Here is a 24141-nt window from a genome sequence, read left to right on the forward strand (position 1 = left end):
ATGTTTATTTGGATGGTTTTTTATTTCCATAAAAGTATAAAGAGTGCTTGCTTATTTCTATATCAAACACTTCTTCTATGGTTTTTTTAATGGATTCTATTCTTGGATCACAAAACTCTATCACCTCTCCGGTATCGGTTAAGATGACGTGATCGTGTTGTTTGTCAAAGTAAGATTTTTCATATTGAGCTTGGTTTTTACCAAACTGATGCTTTCTAACTAGACCACAATCTAAGAGAAGTTCTATGGTATTGTATAATGTAGCTCTACTCACACGATAGTTTTTATTCTTCATAGTGATATATAGAGATTCAATATCAAAATGTTCTTCGTGGTCGTAAATTTCTTGAAGAATAGCAAAACGCTCTGGGGTTTTGCGGTGTTTCTTATCTTCTAAAAACTTGGTAAATACGTTTTTAACTACTGCTTGATCGTTATTTTCTTTCTTTGTGCCTTCCATATGTTGGTTGCAAATTTAAGCTTTATTCACGGGTTACTTTATCAATTCCGTTTATTTTTTTTAATCTCGTCATTAATTTTTTGAGAATGGTTTTATTCTTTACGATGACCGTTATTTTTCCTTGAAAAACGCTGTCGTGACTATCAAAGGAAATATTACGCATATTAACGTGCAAGTTATTAGAAATCTCTTTAGTGATTTCGCTGACCAATCCTAAATTGTCTAAGCCATTGAGGTTAATTACCGCTCTAAATTCTTCTTGAGAAGAATCTATCCATTTGGCAGAAATAATCCTGTAAGCATAATTACTTTGCAGTTGTATAGCATTAGGGCAGTCTTTTTTGTGTACTTTAATACCTTCGTTTACGGTTACAAAGCCAAAAACAGGATCTCCAGGAATGGGGTTACAGCAATTAGCTAACTTATACTCTAATTTATCTTCTTCTTTTCCAAAAACCAATAAATCAAAATTAGTGGTGATCTCTTCCTTATTGAGGTCTTCAGAGATACTCGGTTTTCGAATTTTATTCTTAAAGAATGAAACCAGCGCATTACTTCTAGAAGCGTTATACTGTTTTAAGGCAATATTGTCTATAGTACCTATTCCTACGCGGTAAAATAAATCTAAACTGGTTTTTAGTTTAAAAAACTTTACCAGCTCATTAATAGTCTGTTTGCTGTACGGAACTTTAAGAGAACGTAGTTTTCTGGCCAGAATGGCTTTTCCTTCTTCAGCTAATTTCTTACGCTCTTCCTTTAGAGCATTTTTAATTTTAGATTTAGCACGTGCGGTATTGGCATAATCTAACCAATTGTTATTGGGTTTTATATTTTCTGAAGTGATAATATCTACTTGATCGCCACTTTTTAATTTATGACTTAACGGAACTAATTTTCCGTTGACTTTAGCTCCTCGTGTTTTTAATCCGATTTCTGTATGAATGCTAAAGGCAAAATCTAATGGAGAAGAACCCTTTGGTAGCGATTTTAAATCTCCTTTTGGCGTAAACACAAAAATCTCTTTAGAATACAGATTAAGTTTAAACTGCTCTACAAAATCTACCGCATTGGCTTCACTGTTTTCTAGTGCTTCTTGAAGCTTATTAAGCCATTGCTCTAAATTTTCATCTTCTTGTTTGGCGCCATGCTTATATTTATAATGAGCTGCATATCCTTTTTCTGCAATCTCATTCATGCGCTCACTTCTTATTTGTACTTCTACCCAGCGTCCTTTAGGGCCCATTACAGTAATGTGTAAAGCTTCATAACCCGTAGATTTAGGAGAAGAAATCCAATCTCTTAAGCGAATAGGATTGGGGCGAAAATGATCGGTTACAATTGAGTAAATTTTCCAAGCCAGAAATTTTTCTTCTTCTGGAGAACTTTTGTAGATGATTCTAATCGCAAATTTATCATAGATCTCATCGAAAGTAACATTTTGCTTTAAAATTTTCTTTCGAATGGAGAAAATGGACTTAGGCCGTCCTTTAATTTCGTAAGCTAAATTTTCTTTATCTAATGTATCTGCAATTACTTTAGAAAAGTCTTTGATATATAAATCCTGCTCCTCTTTACTATCTTTAATCTTGTTTAAGATATTCTTGTAAATATCTGGTTCGGTATATTTTAAACTAAGATCTTCTAATTCTGTTTTAATATTATAGAGACCTATTCTGTGGGCAAGGGGAGCGTAGATATAGAGCGTTTCTGAAGCAATTTTAACTTGCTTGTCTTCTCGCATTGAATCCATCGTTTGCATATTATGCAATCGATCGGCGATTTTTATTATGATTACTCGGATATCATCATTCAGTGTCAATAACATTTTTCTAAAGTTTTCCGCTTGAAGCGAAACATCTTTATCGTGCTCTAAATGACTTATTTTGGTGAGACCTTCTACAATCCTAGCAACGACCACACCAAACATATCTTCCATATCTTGAAGCGTAAAATCGGTATCTTCTACCACATCGTGTAAAAGTGCCGCTGCAATAGAGGTAGCATCTAAGCCAATCTCTGAAGCCACGATTTTTGCTACCGCGATAGGATGAAATATATAAGCTTCTCCAGATTTTCTACGCTGGTCTTTGTGAGCATCTACAGCTGTTTCAAAAGCTTTTCTAATGAGAATTTTATCATCATCAGATAAGGCTCTGTAACTTATACGCAGCAACTCTTTATATTCTTGTGCTATTTTCTTGTTCTCGATGCTTATTTCTTGTTCTGTCATAACTCTAAGATACTAAATATCTTTATTTTTTTAAATTAAAAATACGCTGACCTAAACTAGGATGTGAATAATGGAAAAACACATAGCTAGGATGCGGAGTTAAATTGCTGAGGCTGTTGCTAGAAAGTTTTTTTAAACTGCTAATTAAAGGCGCAGCAGCATAAGTTTCTTTAGCAAAATCATCGGCTTGGTATTCAAATTTTCTACTGAGAAGGTTCATTAATAAACCTGTAATTTCTGAAATTGGCGTATATAATATACCAAATACGATTAACCCAATATGGAAACTGGTCTCTTCCACACTTAGGGCTTGCGAAAAAATAGGATTGCTGACAAATAGTGATAAAATCCATAAGGTTAAACCTGTAGTAAGAATACTTAAACTAAGATTATAAATGATGTGTTTTCTTTTATAGTGACCAACTTCATGGGCCAAGACCGCCACGATTTCTTCTTCTTCTAAATCGTTAACTAAGGTGTCGTAGAGTGTAATTCTTTTCTCTTTTCCAAAACCAGAAAAGTAGGCGTTAGCTTTGGTACTGCGTTTAGAGCCATCGATAATAAAAATTTTATCGATTTGAAAACCTACGTTTTTAGCATAAGCTTCAATTTTTTGTCTTAGACTTCCATCTTCTAAGGGCGTTTGTTTATTAAATAGAGGAACAATGAGTTTGCTGTAAAACATATTCATAAAAATAGAAAAGATGGTGACGATGATCCAGGCGTAGATCCAAAAATCATTTCCCGTAAGTTGATAAAACCAGACGATGAGCGCGAGAATTCCTCCGCCAAGCAAAGCTCCCATGAGCCAACCTTTAAGCTTGTCTAAAAAGAAAGTAGCTTTCGTGGTTTTGTTGAAACCAAATTTCTCTTCAATTACAAAGGTGCTGTAATAAGAGAACGGAGTGGTTAAAATATCGCTCGCTAATAAAATAATTCCGAAGAAAATGAGTGCAATTACAATGGAGTTGTCGCTTATACTTCTAGCTATATCATCAACATAAGCAAAGCCTTCTAAAAAGAAAAAGGCAAGGGTAAGTACCAATGAAAATGTACTGGTAAGAATCCCAAAACGATAGCGTGTTTTTTTATAGGCTTGCGAGCGTTCATACTCTTTGTCATCGTAAACATCGCTTAATTCTTCAGGTAAACTGTCATTAAAATGCTTAGCATTTAAAGCATCTAAAAACTGATCGAAAATAAAGTTAGCGATTATAATTCCGATAAGGATATAAAAAAGGAGTTGTGGAGTCATGAAATTAATTAGTAATGATCAATTATTAATGTGTAATTATAGATGAGTAATTAGCAATGCTAATTTTTAATAAGCTGTAATCTAAATTATTCTTTTGAAGAATCAATAATTTTAAAGAGGATTTTTAGAATGCTGGTAAGATTGTTGTTGAGAGACTTAAATTCAGTTTGAGAAATGTAATGTGTGTCTTTTCATAAACGGAGCCAGTAATTTGTCTCACGAGCTTCTTTATAGGCAATCGATATCTTAACGCGAAAATCTTTTTTAGCAATTCCACCAATCGCCTCTTCTACATTAGCTCCGATAGAGGTTCCCGGTTTTAAAATTTGTTTTGATAAAATATATTCATTCTGAGTTAAAAGTTTTTTATAAAGTTCTACGATGAGAATAGCGAAAGCGTAACTTTTAACTGCAATGATATTTTCTTTCATGATTCATTAATTACTAATTAATAATTGTTAATTATTGAAACCCGCGCTGTCTTTTAGCTTCATAAATTAAAATTCCTGCCGCTACCGAAACATTCATAGAGTCTATTTCACCTTGCATAGGTATGTAGATGTTTTTAGTAGCTTTAGTTCGCCATTGTTCGCTTAATCCATCGGCTTCGGTTCCTACAACGATCGCCGTAGGTTTTGTAAAATTTTCTTGAGTGTAAACATTTGCATTTTGTAAAGTTGCCGCATAAAAATGAATGTTGTTTTGTGCTAAGAAATCGATGATTTCTTGAGTGCTACCCGTGGCGATTTGATTGGTAAATACACAACCTACGCTAGAGCGGATGATATTAGGATTGTATAAATCGGTTTTTGGGTTAGCGATGCAAACGGCATCTACTCGAGCAGCATCAGCGGTGCGGAGAATGGCACCGATATTTCCAGGTTTCTCTGGAGCTTCAGCAATTAATAATAAGGGATTCTTTTGCTGAAATTTTAACTCTGCTAAAGAATGATTTTTAGGCGTAGCAAGAGCAATGACACCTTCGGTACTTCCGCGATAAGCGATTTTCTTATACACTTCTAAACTCAGCTGATAAATATCATGAGTAGGAATAGACAAGTCTTTAAGATTTTCGAAAGGCATTAGGTCTTCGCAGTAGTACAGAATTTGAAGCTGGTAATTACCTTTAAGAGCGAGTTGTAATTCTCGAAATCCTTCAATCACAAAAACGCCTTCTTTTTTTCTATTTCTAGATTTCTCTTGTAATTGTATAAGTCGCTTAACGGTTTTATTTTGAGTACTGCTAATTTGAAGGTGCATAGAGTCTTTTTAGAATGACAAATTTACATGAAATTATAGAGGAACTTACTTTAAGTTTTTTTGATGCTGATTCACCAGTAAAGCTACGACGTAACTGTAACTTTTAATTCCTTGTGGCTGGTTGTTAGCCTTAAGGTAATTTCCATAAAAAAGTTTAAAAAACGGTTCTAGAGGATTGTTATGGTCTTCCCAAAATAATCGCACCTCTCGATAATCTTTTAAAATCCCTGTATTGATAGTACCTACTAAATTTTGCCCTACACAGGGTTGGGTTTTTAGCACTTCACCTAAAGAATATTGTAAAGCAAAGGTATAACCGGCATAACGCATATAAATATCGGGATGGTTCATCGTTGTTAAACAAGCCATATAATTGGCTTCATTTTCTTTGGCGTAACCCAATTGATGTCCGATCTCATGACTTGTGGTACTCGGCAATTTAAATAAAGGGATTTGTCTATTGTATTGCGCTTCATTGGTAAGCGGATTTAAATAACCATTAAAACCCATATACGTAAGAGGAATACTAAACAAGGAGGGTTTTAAACTTCTCTGGGTATAGGTTAACTCTGGAAATTCCTTAGAAATATTTTCGTAACCTTTAATAGTCATTTCATCTACTTCTAATTTTGTAAAAGGAAATTTGACTTGTAGAGTATCATTTTGAGTAATCTCCTTATGTAATCGGTTACTCTCTTTAATGAGGTAAGTGGTATAAGTGACTAATTCCTCGGGAGAATAATCTGTTTTAATTTCTAAAGAAATATGTAGGGGTAAACGGTAATAATTATATCCCCAAAATAAATTAAAGCATCCATAAATAATCGATAAGGTCGCTAAAGCGGAAAAAATCCATTGTTTTGGTGCTTTAAATTTGGTTTTTATACGAATGTAGATCCATCGCATCAATCCCAAAATAAGCAACGCATATAAAAAATCACCTATAGAAAAAGGGATCCATCCCAACAAGACTCTTAAGCTTTGTGAGACATAAGGATAAAGGCCCTTACTGTAAAAGTGCTCTATCCAAACAGGGTTGGTTTTTAAAAGCTCAATAAGTACAATTTGTACAGGAAGCAAGATGCTTAAAGTAATGTTTAATTTCTTTTTCACTGGCTAAAAATACAAACTAAATCTAGGCAAGCAAATTTTATAGTTGCAAGAGAAACCAATACCTTTGTAAGACTTTAAAAATTACGATATGAATCAAGAGATAAGAAACTTAGAACCCAAAGCGGTTTGGAATAAATTTGCCGATTTAAATGCAGTGCCAAGACCTTCTAAAAAAGAAGAAAGAGTCATTGCTTTTATGAAAGAATTTGGTAAAAATTTAGGCTTAGAAACCTTAGAGGATAAAGCAGGCAACGTCATCATCAAAAAGCCAGCGACTGCAGGAATGGAAGATCGTAAGACCGTAGTTTTACAGTCCCATTTAGATATGGTTCATCAAAAAAATAATGATACCGATTTTAATTTTGATACTCAAGGTATCGTGATGCATGTTGATGGAGATTGGGTGCGAGCAAAAGGAACTACCCTTGGAGCAGATAATGGTCTAGGAGTGGCTACCATTATGGCAATTTTAGAAAGTAATGATATTGAGCACCCTGCTATTGAAGGTTTATTTACCATCGATGAAGAAACGGGAATGACAGGGGCTAAGAATTTAGATGATAGTATCCTTAGCGGAGAGATCTTATTAAACTTAGATACCGAAGAAGATGATGAGATTGGAATTGGTTGTGCAGGAGGTATAGATATTACTGCAACAAGATCTTACGCAGGTGATAAACCTGGTGTAAACAGTAAAGCATTTAAGATTACGGTAAAAGGCCTTAACGGAGGACACTCTGGGATGGATATCATTAAAGGTTTAGGAAATGCTAATAAAATTATGAACCGTGTGTTATTTGAAGCTGCAAATGTAGGAATGCAAGTAGCTGAAATTAACGGAGGAGGTTTAAGAAACGCAATTCCTCGTGAGAGTAACGCTGTAGTGGTGGTAGCAGAAAAAGATGTGGAAGCGTTTAATTCTTCAATAAAAGTATTAAGTAAAGCCATACAAGAGGAATACGCAACCCTAGAAGCTAATTTAACAGTAGAAGTTAATGAAGCAGAAATGCCAGCAAAAGTGATGCTAGAAAAAGATCAAAGTGAACTTTTAAGAAGCATCTATGCTGCTCATAACGGAGTTTTTAGAATGAGTCCGGCTATTGAAGGTTTAGTAGAAACTTCTAACAATATTGCTAGAGTAGAAGTAGCAAATAGAAAAATAGAGGTAATGTGTCTTACTAGATCATCGGTAGAATCTGGGAAATGGGATTTAGCCAATACCTTAAAATCTACGTTTGAGTTAGGAGGTTTTGATGTAAATCTAAGCGGAGATTATCCAGGTTGGGCTCCTAATCCAGATTCTGGTATCTTAAAAGTTATGGAAAACTTATATAAAGAACAAAATGGAGAAGAGGCTCATGTAGCCGCTTGTCACGCTGGCTTAGAATGTGGTATTTTAGGAAGTCACTATCCAAAAATGGATATGGTTTCTTTTGGTCCTACTATTCGTGGAGCGCACTCTCCAGATGAAAGAGCTAGCATTTCTTCTATGCAGAAATTTTGGAAATTTACTTTAGCAGCTTTAAAGGAAATCCCTAAAAAGTAATTAAGATATTAAAAATATAAAAACCTATACAAAGATGTTTGAAGTCTTTGTATAGGTTTTTTTTTGAAATAGATTCTAGAATCCTAGAGTGAAACCCCGAAACAAGTTCAGGACGTTTTAATTTCTTGAAGCATCTGGATTCTAACTTCTATTTTTCATCATATATATCTTCGTAAGAATTTCCTTTAGTAACAAAAAACTCTCCCGTTACATATCTAAAATGACGATCTAAGTCTGCTATCTCTTTAAAATCATCTTTATTTAAATTCACTCCCGTACTCTGAATATTTTCTTCAATTCTTCCCTCATTGGTAGATTTTGGAATCACAGCCGTACCACGAGATTCTGCCCATTTTATTAAGACTTGACCTGGAGTAGCGCCGTGTCTTTTAGCAATTTTATTAATAGTGTCGTTTTCTAAAAGAGAAGGCTCATTATCGGCTTTCATAGCATCGCTACGATCACCACTTCCTAAAGGGGAGTAACCCGTCATTAATATTTTATTTTTAGAGCAATACTCTATTAAATCATCTTGTTGTAGATAGGGATGAAGCTCTACTTGATTCATTTCTGGTGCTTCATCTACTTCTTTAGATAAGTCGTCAAGTTTTTTAGCACTAAAGTTAGATACTCCTACGTGTTTAACTAGTCCTTGTTTTTTAGCTTCCAGCATAGCATTGTATGTTTCTGCTAAAGGAACTTCCTCTAAAGAAAGATAGTCTTCATCATTTTCTGGAAATCCTTCTAAACCCGATTTGAAGGCTACCGGCCAGTGCATTAAATATAAGTCTAGGTAGTCTAATTGTAAATCTTCTAACGTCTTTTTTAGAGCAGGAATAACATCTTCTTTTCGGTGGGCGTTGTTCCAAAGTTTAGAAGTAATAAACACATCTTCTCTTTTTACTTTTCCTTCGCTAAAAACTTCTGCGAAAGCTTTACCTACTGCATCTTCATTCCCATAAGTAGCTGCACAATCTATATGTTTATAACCATTATTTAAGGCGTGTTTTACTGCGTTGGTAACATCTTCTGGAGCAGATTTCCAAGTTCCTAATCCTATCGCGGGCATCGTGTCGCCATCTCTAAATGTAAGTGTTTTCATTGTTTTTTCTTTAAAGATAGGAAGGGATAAAGAGCTGAGAAAATAATGCTAGGCTTTTAGCATTACTTTAATAGTTATGACTTCTAGGGTGAAAATTATCTAAAACCTCTTTTAAATGACTGCGATCTACATGCATGTAGATTTCTGTGGTGGTTATGCTTTCGTGACCTAACATTTGTTGAATGCTTCGTAAATCGGCCCCGTTTTCTAATAAGTGGGTTGCAAAAGAATGTCTAAAGGTATGCGGACTTATTTTCTTTTGAATGTTTGCTTTTTTGGTGAGTGTTTTTACGATGGTAAAAATCATGGCTCGTGTTAGCTTTTTTCCCCTTCGATTAAGAAAGAGAATGTCTACATCATCTTTAAGCGGATTAAGGTGTATGCGAATATGATCTTTATAGATGTTAATGTATTTCTTTGTGAGTTCGCTTATGGGTACAAAACGTTGTTTATTTCCTTTTCCTGTCACCTTAATAAAGTCTTCCTCAAAGAAAAGATCAGAAATTTTAAGTTCGGTAAGTTCAGAAACTCGCAAGCCACAACTGTATAAGGTTTCAATGATTGCTCTATTTCTTTCCCCTTGCGGGTGACTTAGATCGATAACGTTGATAAGTAAATCGATTTCTTTTGTAGTAAGCGTATCGGGTAACTTTCTTCCTATTCTTGGAGATTCTATAAGCTCAAGCGGATTTGTTTCTCGGTAATCTTCAAAGATTAAATAATTAAAAAAACTTTTTAACCCCGATATAATCCTGGCTTGAGAACGGGCATTCATTTTTTTTGCTAAATGATAAATAAATCCCTGAATATCTTCTTCGGTTACCCGAATGGGAGACATTTCTATATTATGCTCTTCTAAATACTTGATGAGTTTAACAATGTCATAAGAATAATTTTGAATTGAATTAGCAGATAAACCCCGTTCTATCTTTAGGTAACTCTGGTAATCCTTAAGGGCTTGGCTCCATTTCATAGGCTAAAAGTAAGGATATTTCTTAAAATTTCCTTTAGTACAACTTTAATCTTTACTTGGGAAAGCTTTAAGGAAGCAACCTATAGATTTGCAGTAAACAAAAAAACAAATATTATGAAAAAATTAGTGCTAACCGTAGCTATCGCAGCTACATCAATTTTCGCCGCAAATGCTCAAGCCGATTCAGATTTGGTACAATTAGGTGTTAAAGGAGGGGTAAACTTCGCTAATCTAACTGGAGATGATATTGGTGACACAGAGTCTAGAACAAGTTTTCATGCTGGTTTTGTAGCTGAGGTTCCTTATTCTGAACGCTTTTCTATGCAAGGTGAAGTAATGTATTCTGGTCAGGGATTTGATATAAATAACTCAGGTCAAGATAACTTTTTAGATAATGACGATAATATCGAATATCAATTAGATTACATTCAAGTGCCTATTATGGCTAAGTATTATGTAGTTGAAGGTTTAAGTGTATTAGCTGGACCGCAAATTGGTTTTAAAATCAATGAAGAAATTGATTATCAACCTAACTCAGATGCAGGAGATATCAATATTGAAGATACATCATTACCAGAAGCTGAAGATATTGAATTTAGCGTGGTAGGTGGATTAGAATATAAATTTGATAACGGATTTTTCGTGCAAGGAAGATATATCTATGGTGTATCTAAATTATTAAAAGAATCTGATGTATTTGGAGACCCAAGTGTACATAACTCTGTAATACAAGCTGGAGTAGGATTTATGTTTTAAATCTAATAAAAGAAGATATAAAAAAGGAAGGCAAAATGCCTTCCTTTTTTTTTGTTGATGAATTTAAAATAATTAGAACTTATAAATAAGACCTAAATTAATATCATCCATATTTAAACCAAAATCGAAAGAATCTGTAGATTCAGCTCCACTTTCATCTTTTTTTACGCTATTGTAACCTAAAATTCCAAATGTAGCTTCTAAAGCAAAATGTTTAGATACAAAATAGCTTAAACCAGGAGCTACCGCGATATTCACACCATTCACTTTGTTGTCATCAATATCTTCAGTAGTTCCGTAACCTAAACCAAGTTCTCCAAAGAAAGAAAATTTTTGAGCAGGCATTAAGTAATATCTACCAAAAGCACCAATAGTAAATGTAGAATTATCTACCACATCATCACCATTTGCATTTTCTTCTTTCTGCTTGCTATAACCTGCTTGCACACCAACAGCTATAAAATCGTTTAAAAAATATCCAAAACGAGGAGAAATGTTAAAAGTGTTTTCTTTAGAATCGTCTGGGAATTTTGTTGATCCTATACCAAATGATCCAGAAACAAACATGTCTCCTTCATTAAAACCATAGGTTTCTACTTCTTGTTCTTGAGCGCTTGCAAAAGTAAAAGTTGCAACAGCAGCTAGTGATAAAATTAATTTTTTCATGCTTTTTAATTTAAGTGTTTTGAGCAAAAGTACTTCTTTTTTTAATGCAAAAAAGAAGTGTAAACAGTGTATGATATAGCTTTAGATATGATTTTATCAGAAAAGAAATAGATATGTTTTGCAAAATTAAACTTGAAGCTTAATAGAATTGTTAGAAGTACTTATAATATGTGAAAATCCTACTTTAATCACAATTTTTATAAAGTTTAAATTTTTCTTGAAATTATATTAATCTATTATAGGTAATAGTGTAATATTTTATATATAATTACAAATAAAACATTGTTTTTTATGCTTTTTAATGTCTATTGTTAAAAAAATTATATATTTAACGATGTATAACTAAACTAATTTACAATGAAAAAATTATTACTTACTGCTGCTATTGCAGTTTTTGGAATTATTGGAACACAAGCTCAAGAAGGTTTTAAATTAGGAGCTCATTTGGGTTTACCAATCGGTGATATTGATGAGGCAACTTCTTTGAATTTAGGATTAGATGTGTCTTATCACTGGAATATTTCTGGAGGATTTGATTTAGGAGTAACTACAGGGTATACTACTTTTACAGGTAAAGATTATGATGTGCCTGGAGGAGAAATCGAAGGAGACAACATTAGTTTTATTCCTATTGCGGCTTCTGCAAGATATAGTTTTAATGAGCAATGGTTTGTTGGAGCAGATCTTGGTTATGCTGTAGCTACTGAAGATGAAATAGACGGTGGAGTTTACTATCAACCTAAAGTGGGTTACAAATTCTCATTTGTAGATTTATTTGCTTTTTACAAAGGAATAAGCATTAAACAAGAATACTCAAACGGTTTTGCTACAGTAGAAACAACAACTACAGCAGGATCAGTAGGGATTGGAGCAGCCTATAGATTCTAAAAAAATAAATTATTATTTGAAAAAGCGAAAACTTTTGTTTTCGCTTTTTTTATAGGATACATTTAGCTTTAGGGATTAAATCAGTATTTTAGCTTCACAAAAAAAGACAACCAATGAAAAAAATTTTACTTTTAGTAGCATTCGCTATCGCTACACAATTTGCTAATGCACAAGTAGGAATTACAGGAGGATATCTTAATGTGAAAACCGACGGTGCAAATGAAGGAGTTTCAGGATTTTATGCAGGAATTTATTCAGACTTAGACATCTCAGAAAGTTTTCATTTTCAACCAAGTTTACTTTACGGAAATGCAGAAGACACCAACTTTTTATATGTACCCTTGATGTTTAAATATTACGTAGCAAACACCGATTTAAATATACAATTAGGACCACAAGGAACAGTGATTTTAGAAGACTTAGGAGACTTTAAAAATCAAGTAGGTTTAGATTTAGCTGTGGGTGCAGGTTTTGACCTTTTTCATAATGTGTTTATAGAAGCTCGTTACGCATTTAAGCTAGTGAATGAAGATGTAGCAGGAGTAGGAAGTACAAATTTTAATACCTTTATGGTAGGATTAGGAATTGGTTTATAACAAAAACACATGAAAATTTTAATCCTTAACGGTCCTAACCTTAATTTATTGGGAGAAAGAGAACCCTCTGTTTATGGAGATGTTTCCTTCGATCAATATTTTACGCAATTAAAAGATAAGTTTAAAAGCGTAGAGCTCAATTATAAGCAAAGCAATCATGAAGGAGAGCTTATAGACGCTTTACATATAGCTTCAAGACAAGTAGATGCGGTAATTCTTAATGCGGCAGCTTATACTCATACCTCTATAGCTATAGCCGATGCAGTTAAAGCCATTCAAATTCCAGTAATAGAAGTGCATATTTCTAATGTTCATGCACGTGAAGATTATAGAAAACATTCTTATATAGCACCTTTTGCGAAAGGAATAATATCTGGATTTGGTCTTCAAAGCTATGAATTAGCTTTACAAAGTTGTTTATATGAGCAAAAATAAAAAAGCCTATTTAAATTGGAGTTCTGGTAAAGACGCCCTTATGGCGTGGCATCATATTCTTCAAGATGGCAATTACGATATTCAAAAATTAGTAACTACAGTAAATAAAGATTTTAAACGGGTTTCTATGCATGGAGTTGCTATAGAATTATTAGAAGCCCAAGCTGTATCTCTTCAACTTCCTCTACATCAAATCGCTTTAAGCGGAAATGTTTCTTTGCAAACCTATAATGAAACAATGCAAATACATACTGGCCAATTGATAGATGAAGGCTTTACGGAAGCAGTTTTTGGAGATATTTTTCTAGAAGATTTAAAGAATTATAGAGAGAAAGAACTCCGCAAAATCGGTTTAAACGCTATATTTCCCCTGTGGAAAAAAGACACGACGACATTAGCTAAAGAGTTTATAAACTTAGGCTATAAAGCAATTGTAGTTTGTACAAGTGCAAAAGAGTTAGATGCTTCTTTCTGTGGAAGAGAATTTACCCATGACTTTTTACAAGACTTACCAGAAGGAGTAGACCCTTGTGGTGAAAATGGTGAATTTCATACTTTTGTTTATGACGGACCTCTATTTAAGCAACCCGTAAGGTTTGAGAAAGGAGAGAAAATCATGCGCAGCTATAAACCATCTAACAAGAATGAGGAAGATGATTGCTTTAAGGGGCAAACTTATTGGGACAATCAATTTTGGTATCAAGATTTATTGAAATAAATTTCACATAAAAACAGAGGTTTTTAACTTTTTTAAAGAAATTTTGAGGTTTTCCGTCCTTATGTTAACAGCTCTTTGAGAGTTTTTTCTAGTTGTTATTTTGTTCTTTGTATCAAACAAAAAAACAACTATTATGAAAAAGATTTTTTCTTTATTACCAGTATTTTTAATGACTATTTTTTTAACTTCTTGTAGTGATGATGACGATGTGGTAGATCGTTTGAGAACCATTAGTGATGTTCCTGCAAGTGCAGAGGTGAGTGTGGATTATCTACCTATTAATATCTTTGAAATTCCTGTAGAAACAGATTTGGACTTGCGTCAACTCATCGAAGATGAATTGGGGACCGATGAGGCCTTAAACCAGGTGAAAGAAATAGAATTAGACGATATGGATATCGTTTTAATGAGTGCAGATGATCAAGAGAATTTTGATTTTGTGAATTCAGTAACTCTAGGAGTTAGAACAGATGATTTAGATTACAAAGAAGTTGCTTTTTTAGATGAAATTCCATCAGGTGCTACAACTTTAGATTTAAATACTATCGATGATGTTTTTATTGATGATTACGCGAAATCTGAAAGCTTAAAGTTAGTTATACAGTTTGAGAGTACAGAAGACGCTACCAATTTAAATTTAAATATGGAGATGGAATTTGATGCTAAATTAGATCCTTCTCTTTAATAATTAATTAATCAATATATAAAAGCTCTGCAGTTGTTGCGGGGCTTTTTTTTATATAATTATTTAAATAAAAACTCATTTCAAAAAATAGAAAGAGTTTAATACTATTAGAATTATCTAGGATACTAATAGCAATAAAAAAAGCCTCGTGAATTTCACGAGGCTTTCTTGATAGTTTAATCTTATACTTTTATAAGTGGATTACTTCATCATAAGCTGCTGCTGTAGCTTCCATCACTGCTTCACTCATCGTTGGGTGAGGGTGAACAGCTTTTAATACTTCGTGTCCTGTAGTTTCTAACTTTCTACCTAGAACGGCTTCAGCAATCATATCGGTAACACCAGCACCAATCATGTGGCATCCTAACCATTCTCCGTATTTTGCATCGTAAATTACTTTTACAAAACCTTCTTTTTTACCAGAAGCACTTGCTTTACCAGAGGCAGAGAAAGGGAATTTCCCGATTTTTAATTCGTAACCTGCTTCTTTAGCTTGCTTTTCTGTCATTCCTACACTAGCAATTTCAGGAGAAGCATAAGTACAGCCTGGTATATTACCATAATCTAAAGCTTCTACGTGCATTCCTTTGATTTTTTCTACACACAGTATTCCTTCCGCGGAAGCGACGTGAGCTAAAGCTGCACCTGGAGTAACATCACCAATTGCATAATAACCTGGTACGTTGGTTTGGTACCACTCGTTTACAATAATTTTATCTTTATCGGTTTTGATACCTAGATCTTCTAAACCAATATTTTCTATATTGGTTTTAATTCCCACAGCAGAAAGAACTACATCTGCTTCGATGGTTTCTTCGCCTTTTTTTGTTTTTACTTTTGCCTTTACCGTATCTCCAGAAGTATCTACACTTTCTACAGAGGCATTAGTCATTACTTTAATTCCTGCTTTTTTGAAAGATTTTTCAAATTCTTTAGAAACATCTGTATCTTCTAATGGAACTAAGTTTGGTAAATATTCTACGATAGTAACTTCGGTTCCCATAGCATTATAGAAGTGAGCGAACTCAACTCCAATAGCTCCAGAACCTACTACGATCATTTTCTTAGGTTGTTTCTTTAAGCTCATTGCTTCGCGATAGCCTATTACTTTTTCACCATCTTGTGGTAAATTAGGCAATTCTCTTGAGCGAGCTCCAGTAGCAATCACGATATGGTCTGCTTGGTAATCTTTAGTATTACCTTCCTCATCTTTAACTTCTACTTTCTTACCAGCTTTTACTTTTCCGAATCCATTGATAACATCAATTTTATTCTTCTTCATTAAGAATTGAACCCCTTTGCTCATTCCGTTAGCTACACCACGGCTTCTATTTACAACGGCATCAAAATCTTTATCGGCTTCTTTTACAGTAAGACCGTAATCTTCAGCATGTTTTAAGTAATTAAATACCTCGGCACTTTTTAGAAGTGCTTTAGTAGGAATACATCCCCAGTTAAGACAAACCCCACCTAAGCTTTCTTTTTCTACTACGGCAGTTTTTAAACCTAATTGAGAGGCACGAATAGCAGTAACGTAACCACCAGGACCACTTCCTAAAACAATAACATCATATTTACTCATATCTTTATTTTTTATGCTGAATTTTGAATTGCGAATTTAAACAAATATCCCCATAACTAAAAGTGAACGCTTAAATTTAAGCGCTCACTCTTTTATATTCCTTTAAATTTTAATATAGTTTTACTGAACTGCAAATTCTTTTAATTGAAAATCTTGCTGAAGTACGGCTTTTTCAAGTTCATCATAAGTTTCAATATTAATTTTTGGATCTTTTGCAAAATCTGAAGGAACCACTACAAATCTAAATACTTGATTGGTTGTAAATCCCGCATCTAAAGTACTCAAATCGAAATTACCATCTATTAAAAGTTCTACGTCTGCTGCAGTATGGTTATATACATATTGCATTGTTCCCTGAGGTAAGAAAAAGTTTTGAGGGATAAGGCTCCAAGTTTCTATAGGACCATTATCGCCTGAAACTTCTTCTAATCGATAAACTAAAATAGCATCAGATTCTAATACTTCAATTTCTGAAGGTACTTCTAAAAGTCTAGAATATAAATTGGCTGCAGGTTCGTAAGTAAAATCTACATTTTCATATTCATAAGTTTGTCCTATTATGGTTAAACCATCTTGCCCTGGAGGGCCCTGTGGACCTCTATCGCCTTCGCAAGCCATTAACCCAGCGGCGATCAATACTCCTAATAATAATTTTTTCATCTTTTATTGTTTTTCGTTAGTAAAATCTATACTTGCTGAATTCACGCAAAAGCGTTCACCAGTTTCTGTTGGACCGTCATCAAAAACGTGACCAATATGTCCGCCACAATTGGCACATAAAATTTCAGTACGAATCATACCAAATGTGGTATCCTTTATAAACTCAATACTGCCTTCTATAGCTTGATCAAAACTGGGCCAGCCACAATTGCTTTTAAATTTAGCTTCACTTTCAAATAGCTTAGCGTTACACGCAGCACACTCGTAAGCGCCATCATCAAAATGTAAGTTATATTTACCTGTGTGGGGTGCTTCGGTGCCTTTTTTTCTTAATATTCTATATTGCTCTTCAGTGAGTTGATCTTTCCACTCTTCATCAGATTTTTCAATGGTATATTTTTTCATTTTATTTAATTTTTAGTAGGAATAAAATCCATCGCATCTCCATTCATACAATATCTTTTTCCTGTAGTTTCCTTAGGTCCGTCATCAAAAACGTGTCCTAAATGTCCGCCACAATTAGCGCAAAGAACTTCATTACGAGTATAACCTAATTTGTTATCCGTAGAGAAAAACACGCCATTTTCTATAGGTTGGTCAAAACTAGGCCATCCTGTTCCGCTTTTAAACTTATTTTTAGTTTCATACAAAGGATGACTGCAAGCCGCACAAATAAATGTACCCGATTCTTTAATGTTATTCAATGGACTAGAAAAAGGTCTTTCGGTACCCGCTTCTCTTAAGACATAAAATTCTTCTGCAGAAAGCTCTTTTTTCCATTCAGTTTCTGTTTTTTGAACAGGAAACTGTTCTTCTTTAGATTTTTTTTGAGCGTTAGAATTACAACTCATTAAGAGTGCGGAAGATATAATAAGGAAACAAAGCTTTTTCATAATTTTTTATGATAAAATTACAAAGACCTTGCCATATTTCACTATTTCAATTGTTAAAGCGATGATAAACTTTTTAAAACTAAGTATTGCTTTTGTAATTTTAACACTTGTAAATAATACACTAACCGTTATGAAAAGAGAGAATATAATATTGTACACAGCAACATTTTTAATGTTGTTCTCGTGTGCTCAAAACCCGTTTACCGGAAAAAAAACATTAGCGCTTGTACCTAACTCTCAGATATTGCCGATGGCTTTTCAAGAGTACGATGCATTTTTATCAGATAATAATGTGGTAACAGGAACAGCTGAAGCTAATATGGTAAAAAGTGTGGGGCAGAAAATTGCAACGGCTTCAGAACGCTGGTTAAACGCTAATGGATATCAAGGCTATTTAGAAAATTATCGTTGGGAATATAACTTAGTAAAAGATGATCAAGTAAATGCGTGGTGTATGCCAGGAGGTAAGATTGTAGTTTATACAGGAATTTTACCGATTACACAAAGTGAAACAGGCTTAGCTGTTGTTATGGGGCATGAGGTTGCTCACGCGCTTGCTAATCATGGGCAACAACGTATGAGTGCTAGTCAGTTACAGCAAGTAGGAGCAGTAGCAACGGCAGTAGGAACTCAAGCTGCAGGAGTAGATGAAGAAACCGCTGGTTATTTTAATATGGCATATGGAGTAGGATCTCAAGTTGGAGTTATGCTTCCTTTTAGTAGAAGTCATGAAACAGAAGCAGATAAAATAGGACTTAATATTATGGCTATTGCAGGTTACAATCCTGATGAAGCTGCAGAGCTTTGGAAAAGAATGAAAGCCAATAGTGGAGGTGGAGCACCTCCAGAAATATTGAGTACGCACCCTTCTAATGATACCCGTATTAATAATTTAACCCAGTTGGCTGCAAGTGCTAAAGCTGAAGCTCGAAAATTTGGAGTGACTTCATTTAAATAAAAAGATATTATTAAAAAAAAAAGCCCGATTTAATCGGGCTTTTTTTAGTTTGGGAAAGTAGCTTTTACAATTTTTTCGGCTTCTTCTTTATGTGATATATGTACTAATAATTGAACCTGCATAGCATCTCCACCATAAAAACCACCGCGAACACCAGATTCATGATTGTTTTTAACAATAGAAGAAATTCCTGCTTTATCTAATACGCTTTGTAGGTATTGAATATTAACTTCAGTACCGGTGTAAACATTTGTATATTCTGTATTGCTCATAACTTATCTTTTTCTTAAAGATAGTTGAAAAAGACTAAAAAAAAGAAAAGGTCAATTATAATTTCAGAAAAAATTAACTCAATGAAACCTGCACTTGATTTTTTAAAATATCGTCCATAGTTTCTCGCTCTCTAATTAGATGTGCTTGATTATTGTGCCAAAGAATTTCGGCTGGTCGAAATCTAGAATTGTAATTACTAGCCATAGAATAACAATAAGCACCAGCATTTTTAAATGCCAGAATATCACCTTCGGTAATTTCACTAATTCTTTTATTGCTTCCAAAAGTATCGGTTTCACAAATATAACCTACGACAGAATAGAAGCGTTTGTGTTTTTTTGGATGAGAAATATTAATAATTTCATGAGTAGAATTATAAAACATAGGTCTTATAAAATGATTAAATCCAGAATCTACGTGAGCGAAAACAGTAGAAGTGGTTTGTTTTACGGAATTAACTTTCACTAAAAAGTAACCAGATTCACTTACTAAAAATTTTCCGGGTTCAAAAACCAAGGTAAGTTCTCGTCCGTAATCTTTACAGAAATCATTAAACTTTTTAGAAAGCTTTTTTCCTAATTCTTCAATATTGGTTTCTATATCATTTTCATGGTAGGCAACTTTGAATCCGCTTCCAAAATCAATAAATTCCAAGGCATTGAAATTTTTTGCTGCATCAAATAAAATTTGAGATGCATATAAAAAGACTTCAATATCTAAAATATCACTTCCAGTATGCATATGAATACCATTCACATTCATATTTGTATTTTCTACGATACGTAGTAAATGAGGCATTTGATGAATTGAAATACCAAATTTTGAGTCTATATGTCCCACTGAAATATTGGTGTTTCCTCCTGCCATTACGTGGGGATTAATACGAATACACGCGGGGATTGTGGGGTGGAGGGTTCCAAATTTTTCTAGAATAGAAAGATTGTCAATATTTATTTGAACACCAAGTTTTACGGCTTCTTCAATTTCTATCATTGAAACTCCATTTGGTGTGTAAATAATCTCTTTAGCGGGAACTCCTGCAGCTAAGCCTAATTTTATTTCTTGTATAGAAACCGTATCTAAACCGCTTCCGCAGTTATGCAAAAGCTTTAAGATGTTAATGTTAGATAATGCTTTTACAGCGTAATTAATTCTTAGATTTTTTACTTGTTTAAAAGCGGAGGTAAGTCGCTTGTATTGAGAAACAATTTTAGCACTATCATAAACATAAATAGGACTACTGTAATCTTCTGTAATTTTTAATAAATCTGAATTTTTCATGGGTTAGATGAAGGTTTGAGGTTGAAAATTTTTATATGGGTGGTTGAGCTGTAAAAAGTAAATTACTTTTTTACAACTATGGGTTTGACAATCTTTTTATTCAATAAAGATGTATACTTAATAGAATAAGTATAAACAAATAAAACAGCCAATAGAATAACTGCAATCATTGAATAATTGATTTTTAATAGCATCATAGAAAACGCTAAGTAAAAGATGCTAAGAATATTAACTTTCATAAGTGCTGCAATTTAATACATATATAAAATAGTTGCTCCATTTTTTTTAGTTTTTTAAAGATTTGTCTGTTTTGTTAAAGTATTCCCAAATTGAGCTCTTCAAAAATCCCAAAGGATGTATTCAACGTTTATGTTAGAAATCAAATCAATTAAAAAATTTATTATGAAAAATGTAAAAAGATTATCGGTATTAGTATTAACTATTGCTTTATTTACAGGGTTCAACTCTGTAGCACAAACAAAAATGGTAGGAGGTGCAGAAATGTATCCCACAAAGAACATTGTAGAGAATGCAGTAAACTCTAAAGACCACACTACTTTGGTTGCCGCAGTAAAAGCTGCTGGTTTGGCAGAGACTTTACAAGATAAAGGTCCGTTTACGGTTTTTGCTCCTACAAATGCTGCTTTCGACAAATTACCAAAAGGAACTGTAGATAATTTATTGAAAGAGGAAAACAAAGCAAAGTTACAGGCAGTACTTACATACCATGTAGTTGGTGGAAAGTGGACTGCTAAGGATCTTATGAAAATGATCAAAAAAGATGGAGGAAAGTCTACCATTAAAACGGTAAATGGAGAAACTCTAACTGCTTGGGTGGAAGGGAAATCTGTGAAAATCACAGATAATGCAGGAAATACAGCAATGGTAACTATTGCAAATGTAATGCAATCTAACGGAGTAATTCACGTAATTGATACGGTGTTATTACCTTAATTACTCAAAATTAAAGTAATAAAAAAGGCTATTTCGAAAGAAATAGCCTTTTTTATTTATCATAGATGGTTAACGAAGTTCGGCATTCAATTGTTTTTCGAATTGTTGCTGAAGCTTAGCCATTGTTTTATCGATTTGCTTATCGGTAAGGGTCTTGTTTTCATCTAAAAAGATAAAACTTACCGCATAACTTTTCTTTCCCTCAGGAAGGTTTTTTCCTTCGTATACATCAAAGAGATCTACTTCTTTTAAAAGTTTTCTCTCTGTCTTATGAGCAATCTCATAAATATCATTAAAACTTACTTGTTGATCTAATAATAGCGCAAAATCTCTTCTTACGGAAGGGTACTTAGGAATAGGTTTAAAAACAATCTCTTTGTTTTTAACCACTTCAATTACAGCTCCCCAATCAAAATCGGCAAAAATAACTTCTTGATCGATGCCAAAGTTTTTCAGGACTGCATTTTTAACAACTCCAAATTCTACGATTTTTTTCTTTTGGTAACTCACTTGTAAACCTTCAGAAAAAATATCGCTAGTTAAAGGCTGAAAATTAACTCCTTCGGCAATATTTAAACGTTCTAATATGCTGTAAATAGTTCCTTTAGCAAAGAAAAAATCATTCTTTTGAGCTACACTGTTCCAACGTTCCCTGTTTTTATTTCCGCTAAGGCATAACGTAAGATGTTTATGTTCTTCTCTTCCATTAGGAAAATTATGGTAGGTTTTACCAAATTCAAATAATTTTAGATTTTCATTTTTTCGGTTAAGATTATAAGCTGTAGACTCTAAAGCGCTAAAGAGTAAAGACTGTCGCATGACGTTTAAATCTTGACTCAAAGGGTTTAAAATCTCTATATTATAATCTTTCTTAAGGGTTTCGCTTAAAGCGGAATAATCTTTTGTTAGAGAATTGGCCATCATCTCGTAGAATCCTTGTCCTACCAATTGTTCGGCAATTACATTTTGAAGTTTATAATCTTCAAAACGAGTAGAGTTAGAAATGGAAGCATTTAGCTTTTCATTAAACTCAATATTATTATACCCATACACTCTTAAAATCTCTTCGATAACATCTACTTCTCTCTGTACATCTACTCGATAAGCGGGAATGGTAAGTCCTAAACCACTTTCGGTAACATTGTTCACACGAATATCTAAAGAAGCTAAAATAGATTTTATGGTTCCTGGGTCAATTTCTTGACCAATAAGTTTGTAAATTTTGTCAAAAGTTAAAAAGACCTGAAAATCTTCAATTTTTTTCGGATAAAAATCATCTAAATCACTAGTGACATATCCTCCTGCAGTTTGCTGAATTAAAAGAGCGGCTCTTTTTAGTGCATACTCTGTAATGTTAGGATCTACTCCTCTTTCAAACCTAAAAGAAGCATCGGTATTTACTCCGTGTCGCTTAGCGGTTTTGCGAATACTTACGGGATTAAAGTAAGCACTTTCTAAAAAGATAGAAGTTGTTTTTTCGGTTACTCCAGAATCTAACCCGCCTAAAACGCCCGCAATACAAAGAGGTTTCTCGTTGTCACAAATCATTAAATCATCTTCGTGTAACTCTCTTTCTACTTCGTCTAAAGTTGTAAACTTAGTACCTTTTGGTAGCGTTTTGACTTTAATTTTATTTTCTATAATATGATCGGCGTCAAAAGCATGTAGAGGTTGTCCTAATTCGTGTAAGACATAATTTGTGACATCTACTACATTGTTCTTAGGAGTTATACCAATTGCTTTTAATCTATTTTTAAGCCAATTTGGAGAAGGAGCTATTTTAACCCCAGAGATGGTTACACCACAATAACGCGGAGCCAACTCATAATTATCAACTTCAATAAGCATTTTTTTGCTTCTATTCTCCACATGAAAGCTACTCACCGAAGGAGTATCTAAACTCGTATTAATTTCACTTTGAAGTAAGCCTGCTTTTAAATCTCTGGCCACACCAAAATGACTCATAGCATCTGCTCGGTTAGGAGTTAAGCCAATTTCAAAAACCTGATCTTTTTCAATTTCAAAAACTTCATTTAAAGGAGTGCCAGGTACCAAATCTTCGCTGAGCACCATAATACCATCGTGGCTTTTTCCTAAGCCTAGTTCATCTTCGGCGCAAATCATCCCAAAACTGTATTCTCCTCTAATTTTTCCTTTTTTAATTTTCCAAGCTTCACCTTTATCATCATAAAGTGTAGTCCCTACTGTTGCTACGGGTACTTTTTGACCTTCAGCAACATTAGGAGCTCCACAAACAATTTGTACAGGTTCTTTTTCTCCTATATTAACAGTTGTAAGCTTGAGCTTGTCTGCATTTTCATGAGGTACGCATGTAAGCACGTGCCCTACAACAATACCTTCTAAAGCGCCTTTCACGGATTCAAAATTTTCAATACCTTCTACTTCTAGTCCTAAATCGGTTAGAAGTTTGCCAGTTTTTTCAGCATCCCAGTCGGTTTTAATAAATTGCTTAATCCAGTTGTATGAAATCTTCATAAAATACAGTCTTTTTTACGGTGGGCAAAGATAGAATTTATTTTGTCATTTTTGTAAGGGAAATGAGCTATAGCATAGAAAAAAGAAAATAAAAAATGGCTACTCATACAGGTAGCCATTTTTATTTATCATCTAAAATTAGGTTATTTCTTACGTTGTAATTTTTTTACTCCAAAATATGCGCCTGCAGCCAAAAATAAACTAATAAGACTATCTATAGGCGCAGCAATAGGATCTGCGTCATTCATTCCTGTTTCGAATAAAATATCATCTAAGTCTTGCGCGTTTACACTGCTAACAGCAATTAAACAAAATAATAATAAGATTAATTTTATATTTTTATAATTTCTCATCGTTGTTT

The 24141-nt window shown here is 33.7% G+C and carries 26 protein-coding genes; 9 read left to right on the forward strand and 17 right to left on the reverse strand.

Annotated features, from left to right (window positions below; translation table 11 throughout):
- Positions 1–4: 4 nt before the first annotated feature.
- From LX95_RS07760 to LX95_RS07785, 6 genes are all read right to left on the reverse strand, one after another.
- Entirely contained in the window at positions 5–460 is a 456-nt protein-coding gene (locus tag LX95_RS07760) for a Fur family transcriptional regulator (RefSeq protein WP_111540882.1), read from the reverse strand.
- A gap of 22 nt (positions 461–482) precedes the next feature.
- Entirely contained in the window at positions 483–2690 is a 2208-nt protein-coding gene (locus tag LX95_RS07765; protein ID WP_111540883.1) for a RelA/SpoT family protein, read from the reverse strand.
- A 22-nt stretch (positions 2691–2712) separates the two neighbouring features.
- The gene (locus tag LX95_RS07770; RefSeq protein ID WP_111540884.1) at positions 2713–3945 is read right to left on the reverse strand and encodes a M48 family metallopeptidase; all 1233 of its coding nucleotides are present in this window, start codon (positions 3943–3945) and stop codon (positions 2713–2715) included.
- A gap of 191 nt (positions 3946–4136) precedes the next feature.
- A complete protein-coding gene (locus LX95_RS07775) occupies positions 4137–4376 on the reverse strand; it encodes a four helix bundle protein (RefSeq protein ID WP_317047023.1) in 240 nt (79 codons plus the stop codon).
- 31 nt (positions 4377–4407) lie between these two features.
- Positions 4408–5205 (reverse strand): TrmH family RNA methyltransferase, encoded by a 798-nt coding sequence (locus LX95_RS07780; protein ID WP_111540885.1) that lies wholly within the window; start codon positions 5203–5205, stop codon positions 4408–4410.
- 45 nt (positions 5206–5250) lie between these two features.
- A complete protein-coding gene (locus tag LX95_RS07785; protein WP_111540886.1) occupies positions 5251–6318 on the reverse strand; it encodes a DUF3810 domain-containing protein in 1068 nt (355 codons plus the stop codon).
- An 88-nt stretch (positions 6319–6406) separates the two neighbouring features.
- On the opposite strand from LX95_RS07785, the gene LX95_RS07790 reads away from it, so the two are divergent.
- Complete coding sequence (locus LX95_RS07790; RefSeq protein ID WP_111540887.1) at positions 6407–7864, forward strand: aminoacyl-histidine dipeptidase; 1458 nt, start codon at positions 6407–6409, stop codon at positions 7862–7864.
- A 148-nt stretch (positions 7865–8012) separates the two neighbouring features.
- On the opposite strand, the gene LX95_RS07795 is transcribed toward LX95_RS07790, so the two are convergent.
- Both LX95_RS07795 and xerD read right to left on the reverse strand, forming a co-directional pair.
- A complete protein-coding gene (locus LX95_RS07795) occupies positions 8013–8966 on the reverse strand; it encodes an aldo/keto reductase (protein ID WP_111540888.1) in 954 nt (317 codons plus the stop codon).
- A 67-nt stretch (positions 8967–9033) separates the two neighbouring features.
- The gene (xerD, locus tag LX95_RS07800) at positions 9034–9939 is read right to left on the reverse strand and encodes a site-specific tyrosine recombinase XerD (RefSeq protein WP_111540889.1); all 906 of its coding nucleotides are present in this window, start codon (positions 9937–9939) and stop codon (positions 9034–9036) included.
- Between the two features lie 114 nt (positions 9940–10053).
- Here xerD and LX95_RS07805 point away from each other — a divergent pair, with 114 nt between their 5' ends.
- The gene (locus LX95_RS07805; protein WP_111540890.1) at positions 10054–10695 is read left to right on the forward strand and encodes a porin family protein; all 642 of its coding nucleotides are present in this window, start codon (positions 10054–10056) and stop codon (positions 10693–10695) included.
- A gap of 72 nt (positions 10696–10767) precedes the next feature.
- On the opposite strand, the gene LX95_RS07810 is transcribed toward LX95_RS07805, so the two are convergent.
- Positions 10768–11361 (reverse strand): outer membrane beta-barrel protein, encoded by a 594-nt coding sequence (locus LX95_RS07810; protein ID WP_111540891.1) that lies wholly within the window; start codon positions 11359–11361, stop codon positions 10768–10770.
- Between the two features lie 357 nt (positions 11362–11718).
- Between LX95_RS07810 and LX95_RS07815 the strand changes: the two genes are divergently transcribed.
- The 5 genes from LX95_RS07815 (at position 11719) to LX95_RS07835 (ending at position 14683) form a co-directional block, all read left to right on the forward strand.
- Positions 11719–12249: a hypothetical protein gene (locus tag LX95_RS07815; protein ID WP_111540892.1), complete on the forward strand. Its 531-nt coding sequence runs from the start codon at positions 11719–11721 to the stop codon at positions 12247–12249.
- A gap of 113 nt (positions 12250–12362) precedes the next feature.
- On the forward strand, positions 12363–12845 hold the full coding sequence (locus LX95_RS07820) for an outer membrane beta-barrel protein (RefSeq protein WP_111540893.1): 483 nt from the start codon (positions 12363–12365) through the stop codon (positions 12843–12845).
- Positions 12846–12854: 9 nt separating this feature from the next.
- Positions 12855–13280, forward strand: a complete 426-nt coding sequence (aroQ, locus tag LX95_RS07825) for a type II 3-dehydroquinate dehydratase (protein WP_111540894.1) — start codon at positions 12855–12857, stop codon at positions 13278–13280.
- The gene (locus tag LX95_RS07830; protein ID WP_111540895.1) at positions 13267–13998 is read left to right on the forward strand and encodes a Dph6-related ATP pyrophosphatase; all 732 of its coding nucleotides are present in this window, start codon (positions 13267–13269) and stop codon (positions 13996–13998) included. Before aroQ ends, LX95_RS07830 begins: the two co-directional genes overlap by 14 nt.
- A 133-nt stretch (positions 13999–14131) precedes the next feature.
- Entirely contained in the window at positions 14132–14683 is a 552-nt protein-coding gene (locus LX95_RS07835; protein ID WP_111540896.1) for a hypothetical protein, read from the forward strand.
- 190 nt (positions 14684–14873) lie between these two features.
- Here the strand turns inward: LX95_RS07835 and lpdA are convergent, their stop codons facing one another.
- The 4 genes from lpdA to msrB (LX95_RS07855) form a co-directional block, all read right to left on the reverse strand.
- Positions 14874–16265, reverse strand: a complete 1392-nt coding sequence (gene lpdA, locus LX95_RS07840; RefSeq protein WP_111540897.1) for a dihydrolipoyl dehydrogenase — start codon at positions 16263–16265, stop codon at positions 14874–14876.
- A gap of 120 nt (positions 16266–16385) precedes the next feature.
- Positions 16386–16925 (reverse strand): collagen-like protein, encoded by a 540-nt coding sequence (locus tag LX95_RS07845; protein WP_111540898.1) that lies wholly within the window; start codon positions 16923–16925, stop codon positions 16386–16388.
- 3 nt (positions 16926–16928) lie between these two features.
- Positions 16929–17330 carry a peptide-methionine (R)-S-oxide reductase MsrB gene (msrB, locus tag LX95_RS07850; protein WP_111540899.1) on the reverse strand — a complete coding sequence of 134 codons (402 nt, stop codon included), beginning with the start codon at positions 17328–17330 and terminating at the stop codon, positions 16929–16931.
- A 5-nt stretch (positions 17331–17335) separates the two neighbouring features.
- The gene (msrB, locus tag LX95_RS07855) at positions 17336–17818 is read right to left on the reverse strand and encodes a peptide-methionine (R)-S-oxide reductase MsrB (RefSeq protein WP_111540900.1); all 483 of its coding nucleotides are present in this window, start codon (positions 17816–17818) and stop codon (positions 17336–17338) included.
- A gap of 130 nt (positions 17819–17948) precedes the next feature.
- On the opposite strand from msrB (LX95_RS07855), the gene LX95_RS07860 reads away from it, so the two are divergent.
- On the forward strand, positions 17949–18776 hold the full coding sequence (locus tag LX95_RS07860; protein WP_111541151.1) for a M48 family metallopeptidase: 828 nt from the start codon (positions 17949–17951) through the stop codon (positions 18774–18776).
- Positions 18777–18820: 44 nt separating this feature from the next.
- Here LX95_RS07860 and LX95_RS07865 read toward each other — a convergent pair whose 3' ends face one another.
- Positions 18821–19048, reverse strand: coding sequence for a putative signal transducing protein (locus LX95_RS07865; RefSeq protein WP_111540901.1), 228 nt, complete (start codon positions 19046–19048; stop codon positions 18821–18823).
- A 73-nt stretch (positions 19049–19121) separates the two neighbouring features.
- The gene (gene lysA, locus LX95_RS07870; RefSeq protein ID WP_111540902.1) at positions 19122–20330 is read right to left on the reverse strand and encodes a diaminopimelate decarboxylase; all 1209 of its coding nucleotides are present in this window, start codon (positions 20328–20330) and stop codon (positions 19122–19124) included.
- A 402-nt stretch (positions 20331–20732) separates the two neighbouring features.
- Between lysA and LX95_RS07875 the strand changes: the two genes are divergently transcribed.
- Entirely contained in the window at positions 20733–21284 is a 552-nt protein-coding gene (locus tag LX95_RS07875) for a fasciclin domain-containing protein (protein WP_111541152.1), read from the forward strand.
- Positions 21285–21353: 69 nt separating this feature from the next.
- Here the strand turns inward: LX95_RS07875 and pheT are convergent, their stop codons facing one another.
- Together pheT and LX95_RS07885 are read right to left on the reverse strand one after the other, a co-directional pair.
- On the reverse strand, positions 21354–23780 hold the full coding sequence (gene pheT, locus LX95_RS07880) for a phenylalanine--tRNA ligase subunit beta (RefSeq protein WP_111540903.1): 2427 nt from the start codon (positions 23778–23780) through the stop codon (positions 21354–21356).
- Between the two features lie 143 nt (positions 23781–23923).
- Positions 23924–24133, reverse strand: coding sequence for a PID-CTERM protein-sorting domain-containing protein (locus tag LX95_RS07885; RefSeq protein ID WP_111540904.1), 210 nt, complete (start codon positions 24131–24133; stop codon positions 23924–23926).
- Between the last annotated feature and the right edge of the window lie 8 nt (positions 24134–24141).

The organism is Mesonia algae (assembly GCF_003253545.1).
Lineage (GTDB): Bacteria > Bacteroidota > Bacteroidia > Flavobacteriales > Flavobacteriaceae > Mesonia > Mesonia algae.

Coding starts and splice junctions, on each gene's coding strand:
- LX95_RS07765 (WP_111540883.1), bottom strand. CDS start 2,690: ATGACAGAACAAGAAATAAGCATCGAGAACAAGAAAATAGCACAAGAA.
- LX95_RS07815 (WP_111540892.1), top strand. CDS start 11,719: ATGAAAAAATTATTACTTACTGCTGCTATTGCAGTTTTTGGAATTATT.
- aroQ (WP_111540894.1), top strand. CDS start 12,855: ATGAAAATTTTAATCCTTAACGGTCCTAACCTTAATTTATTGGGAGAA.
- LX95_RS07845 (WP_111540898.1), bottom strand. CDS start 16,925: ATGAAAAAATTATTATTAGGAGTATTGATCGCCGCTGGGTTAATGGCT.
- LX95_RS07760 (WP_111540882.1), bottom strand. CDS start 460: ATGGAAGGCACAAAGAAAGAAAATAACGATCAAGCAGTAGTTAAAAAC.
- msrB (WP_111540900.1), bottom strand. CDS start 17,818: ATGAAAAAGCTTTGTTTCCTTATTATATCTTCCGCACTCTTAATGAGT.
- LX95_RS07820 (WP_111540893.1), top strand. CDS start 12,363: ATGAAAAAAATTTTACTTTTAGTAGCATTCGCTATCGCTACACAATTT.
- LX95_RS07780 (WP_111540885.1), bottom strand. CDS start 5,205: ATGCACCTTCAAATTAGCAGTACTCAAAATAAAACCGTTAAGCGACTT.
- LX95_RS07830 (WP_111540895.1), top strand. CDS start 13,267: ATGAGCAAAAATAAAAAAGCCTATTTAAATTGGAGTTCTGGTAAAGAC.
- LX95_RS07805 (WP_111540890.1), top strand. CDS start 10,054: ATGAAAAAATTAGTGCTAACCGTAGCTATCGCAGCTACATCAATTTTC.
- LX95_RS07860 (WP_111541151.1), top strand. CDS start 17,949: ATGAAAAGAGAGAATATAATATTGTACACAGCAACATTTTTAATGTTG.
- LX95_RS07810 (WP_111540891.1), bottom strand. CDS start 11,361: ATGAAAAAATTAATTTTATCACTAGCTGCTGTTGCAACTTTTACTTTT.
- xerD (WP_111540889.1), bottom strand. CDS start 9,939: ATGAAATGGAGCCAAGCCCTTAAGGATTACCAGAGTTACCTAAAGATA.
- LX95_RS07790 (WP_111540887.1), top strand. CDS start 6,407: ATGAATCAAGAGATAAGAAACTTAGAACCCAAAGCGGTTTGGAATAAA.
- pheT (WP_111540903.1), bottom strand. CDS start 23,780: ATGAAGATTTCATACAACTGGATTAAGCAATTTATTAAAACCGACTGG.
- msrB (WP_111540899.1), bottom strand. CDS start 17,330: ATGAAAAAATATACCATTGAAAAATCTGATGAAGAGTGGAAAGATCAA.
- LX95_RS07885 (WP_111540904.1), bottom strand. CDS start 24,133: ATGAGAAATTATAAAAATATAAAATTAATCTTATTATTATTTTGTTTA.
- LX95_RS07770 (WP_111540884.1), bottom strand. CDS start 3,945: ATGACTCCACAACTCCTTTTTTATATCCTTATCGGAATTATAATCGCT.
- LX95_RS07795 (WP_111540888.1), bottom strand. CDS start 8,966: ATGAAAACACTTACATTTAGAGATGGCGACACGATGCCCGCGATAGGA.
- lpdA (WP_111540897.1), bottom strand. CDS start 16,265: ATGAGTAAATATGATGTTATTGTTTTAGGAAGTGGTCCTGGTGGTTAC.
- LX95_RS07835 (WP_111540896.1), top strand. CDS start 14,132: ATGAAAAAGATTTTTTCTTTATTACCAGTATTTTTAATGACTATTTTT.
- LX95_RS07875 (WP_111541152.1), top strand. CDS start 20,733: ATGAAAAATGTAAAAAGATTATCGGTATTAGTATTAACTATTGCTTTA.
- LX95_RS07775 (WP_317047023.1), bottom strand. CDS start 4,376: ATGAAAGAAAATATCATTGCAGTTAAAAGTTACGCTTTCGCTATTCTC.
- lysA (WP_111540902.1), bottom strand. CDS start 20,330: ATGAAAAATTCAGATTTATTAAAAATTACAGAAGATTACAGTAGTCCT.
- LX95_RS07865 (WP_111540901.1), bottom strand. CDS start 19,048: ATGAGCAATACAGAATATACAAATGTTTACACCGGTACTGAAGTTAAT.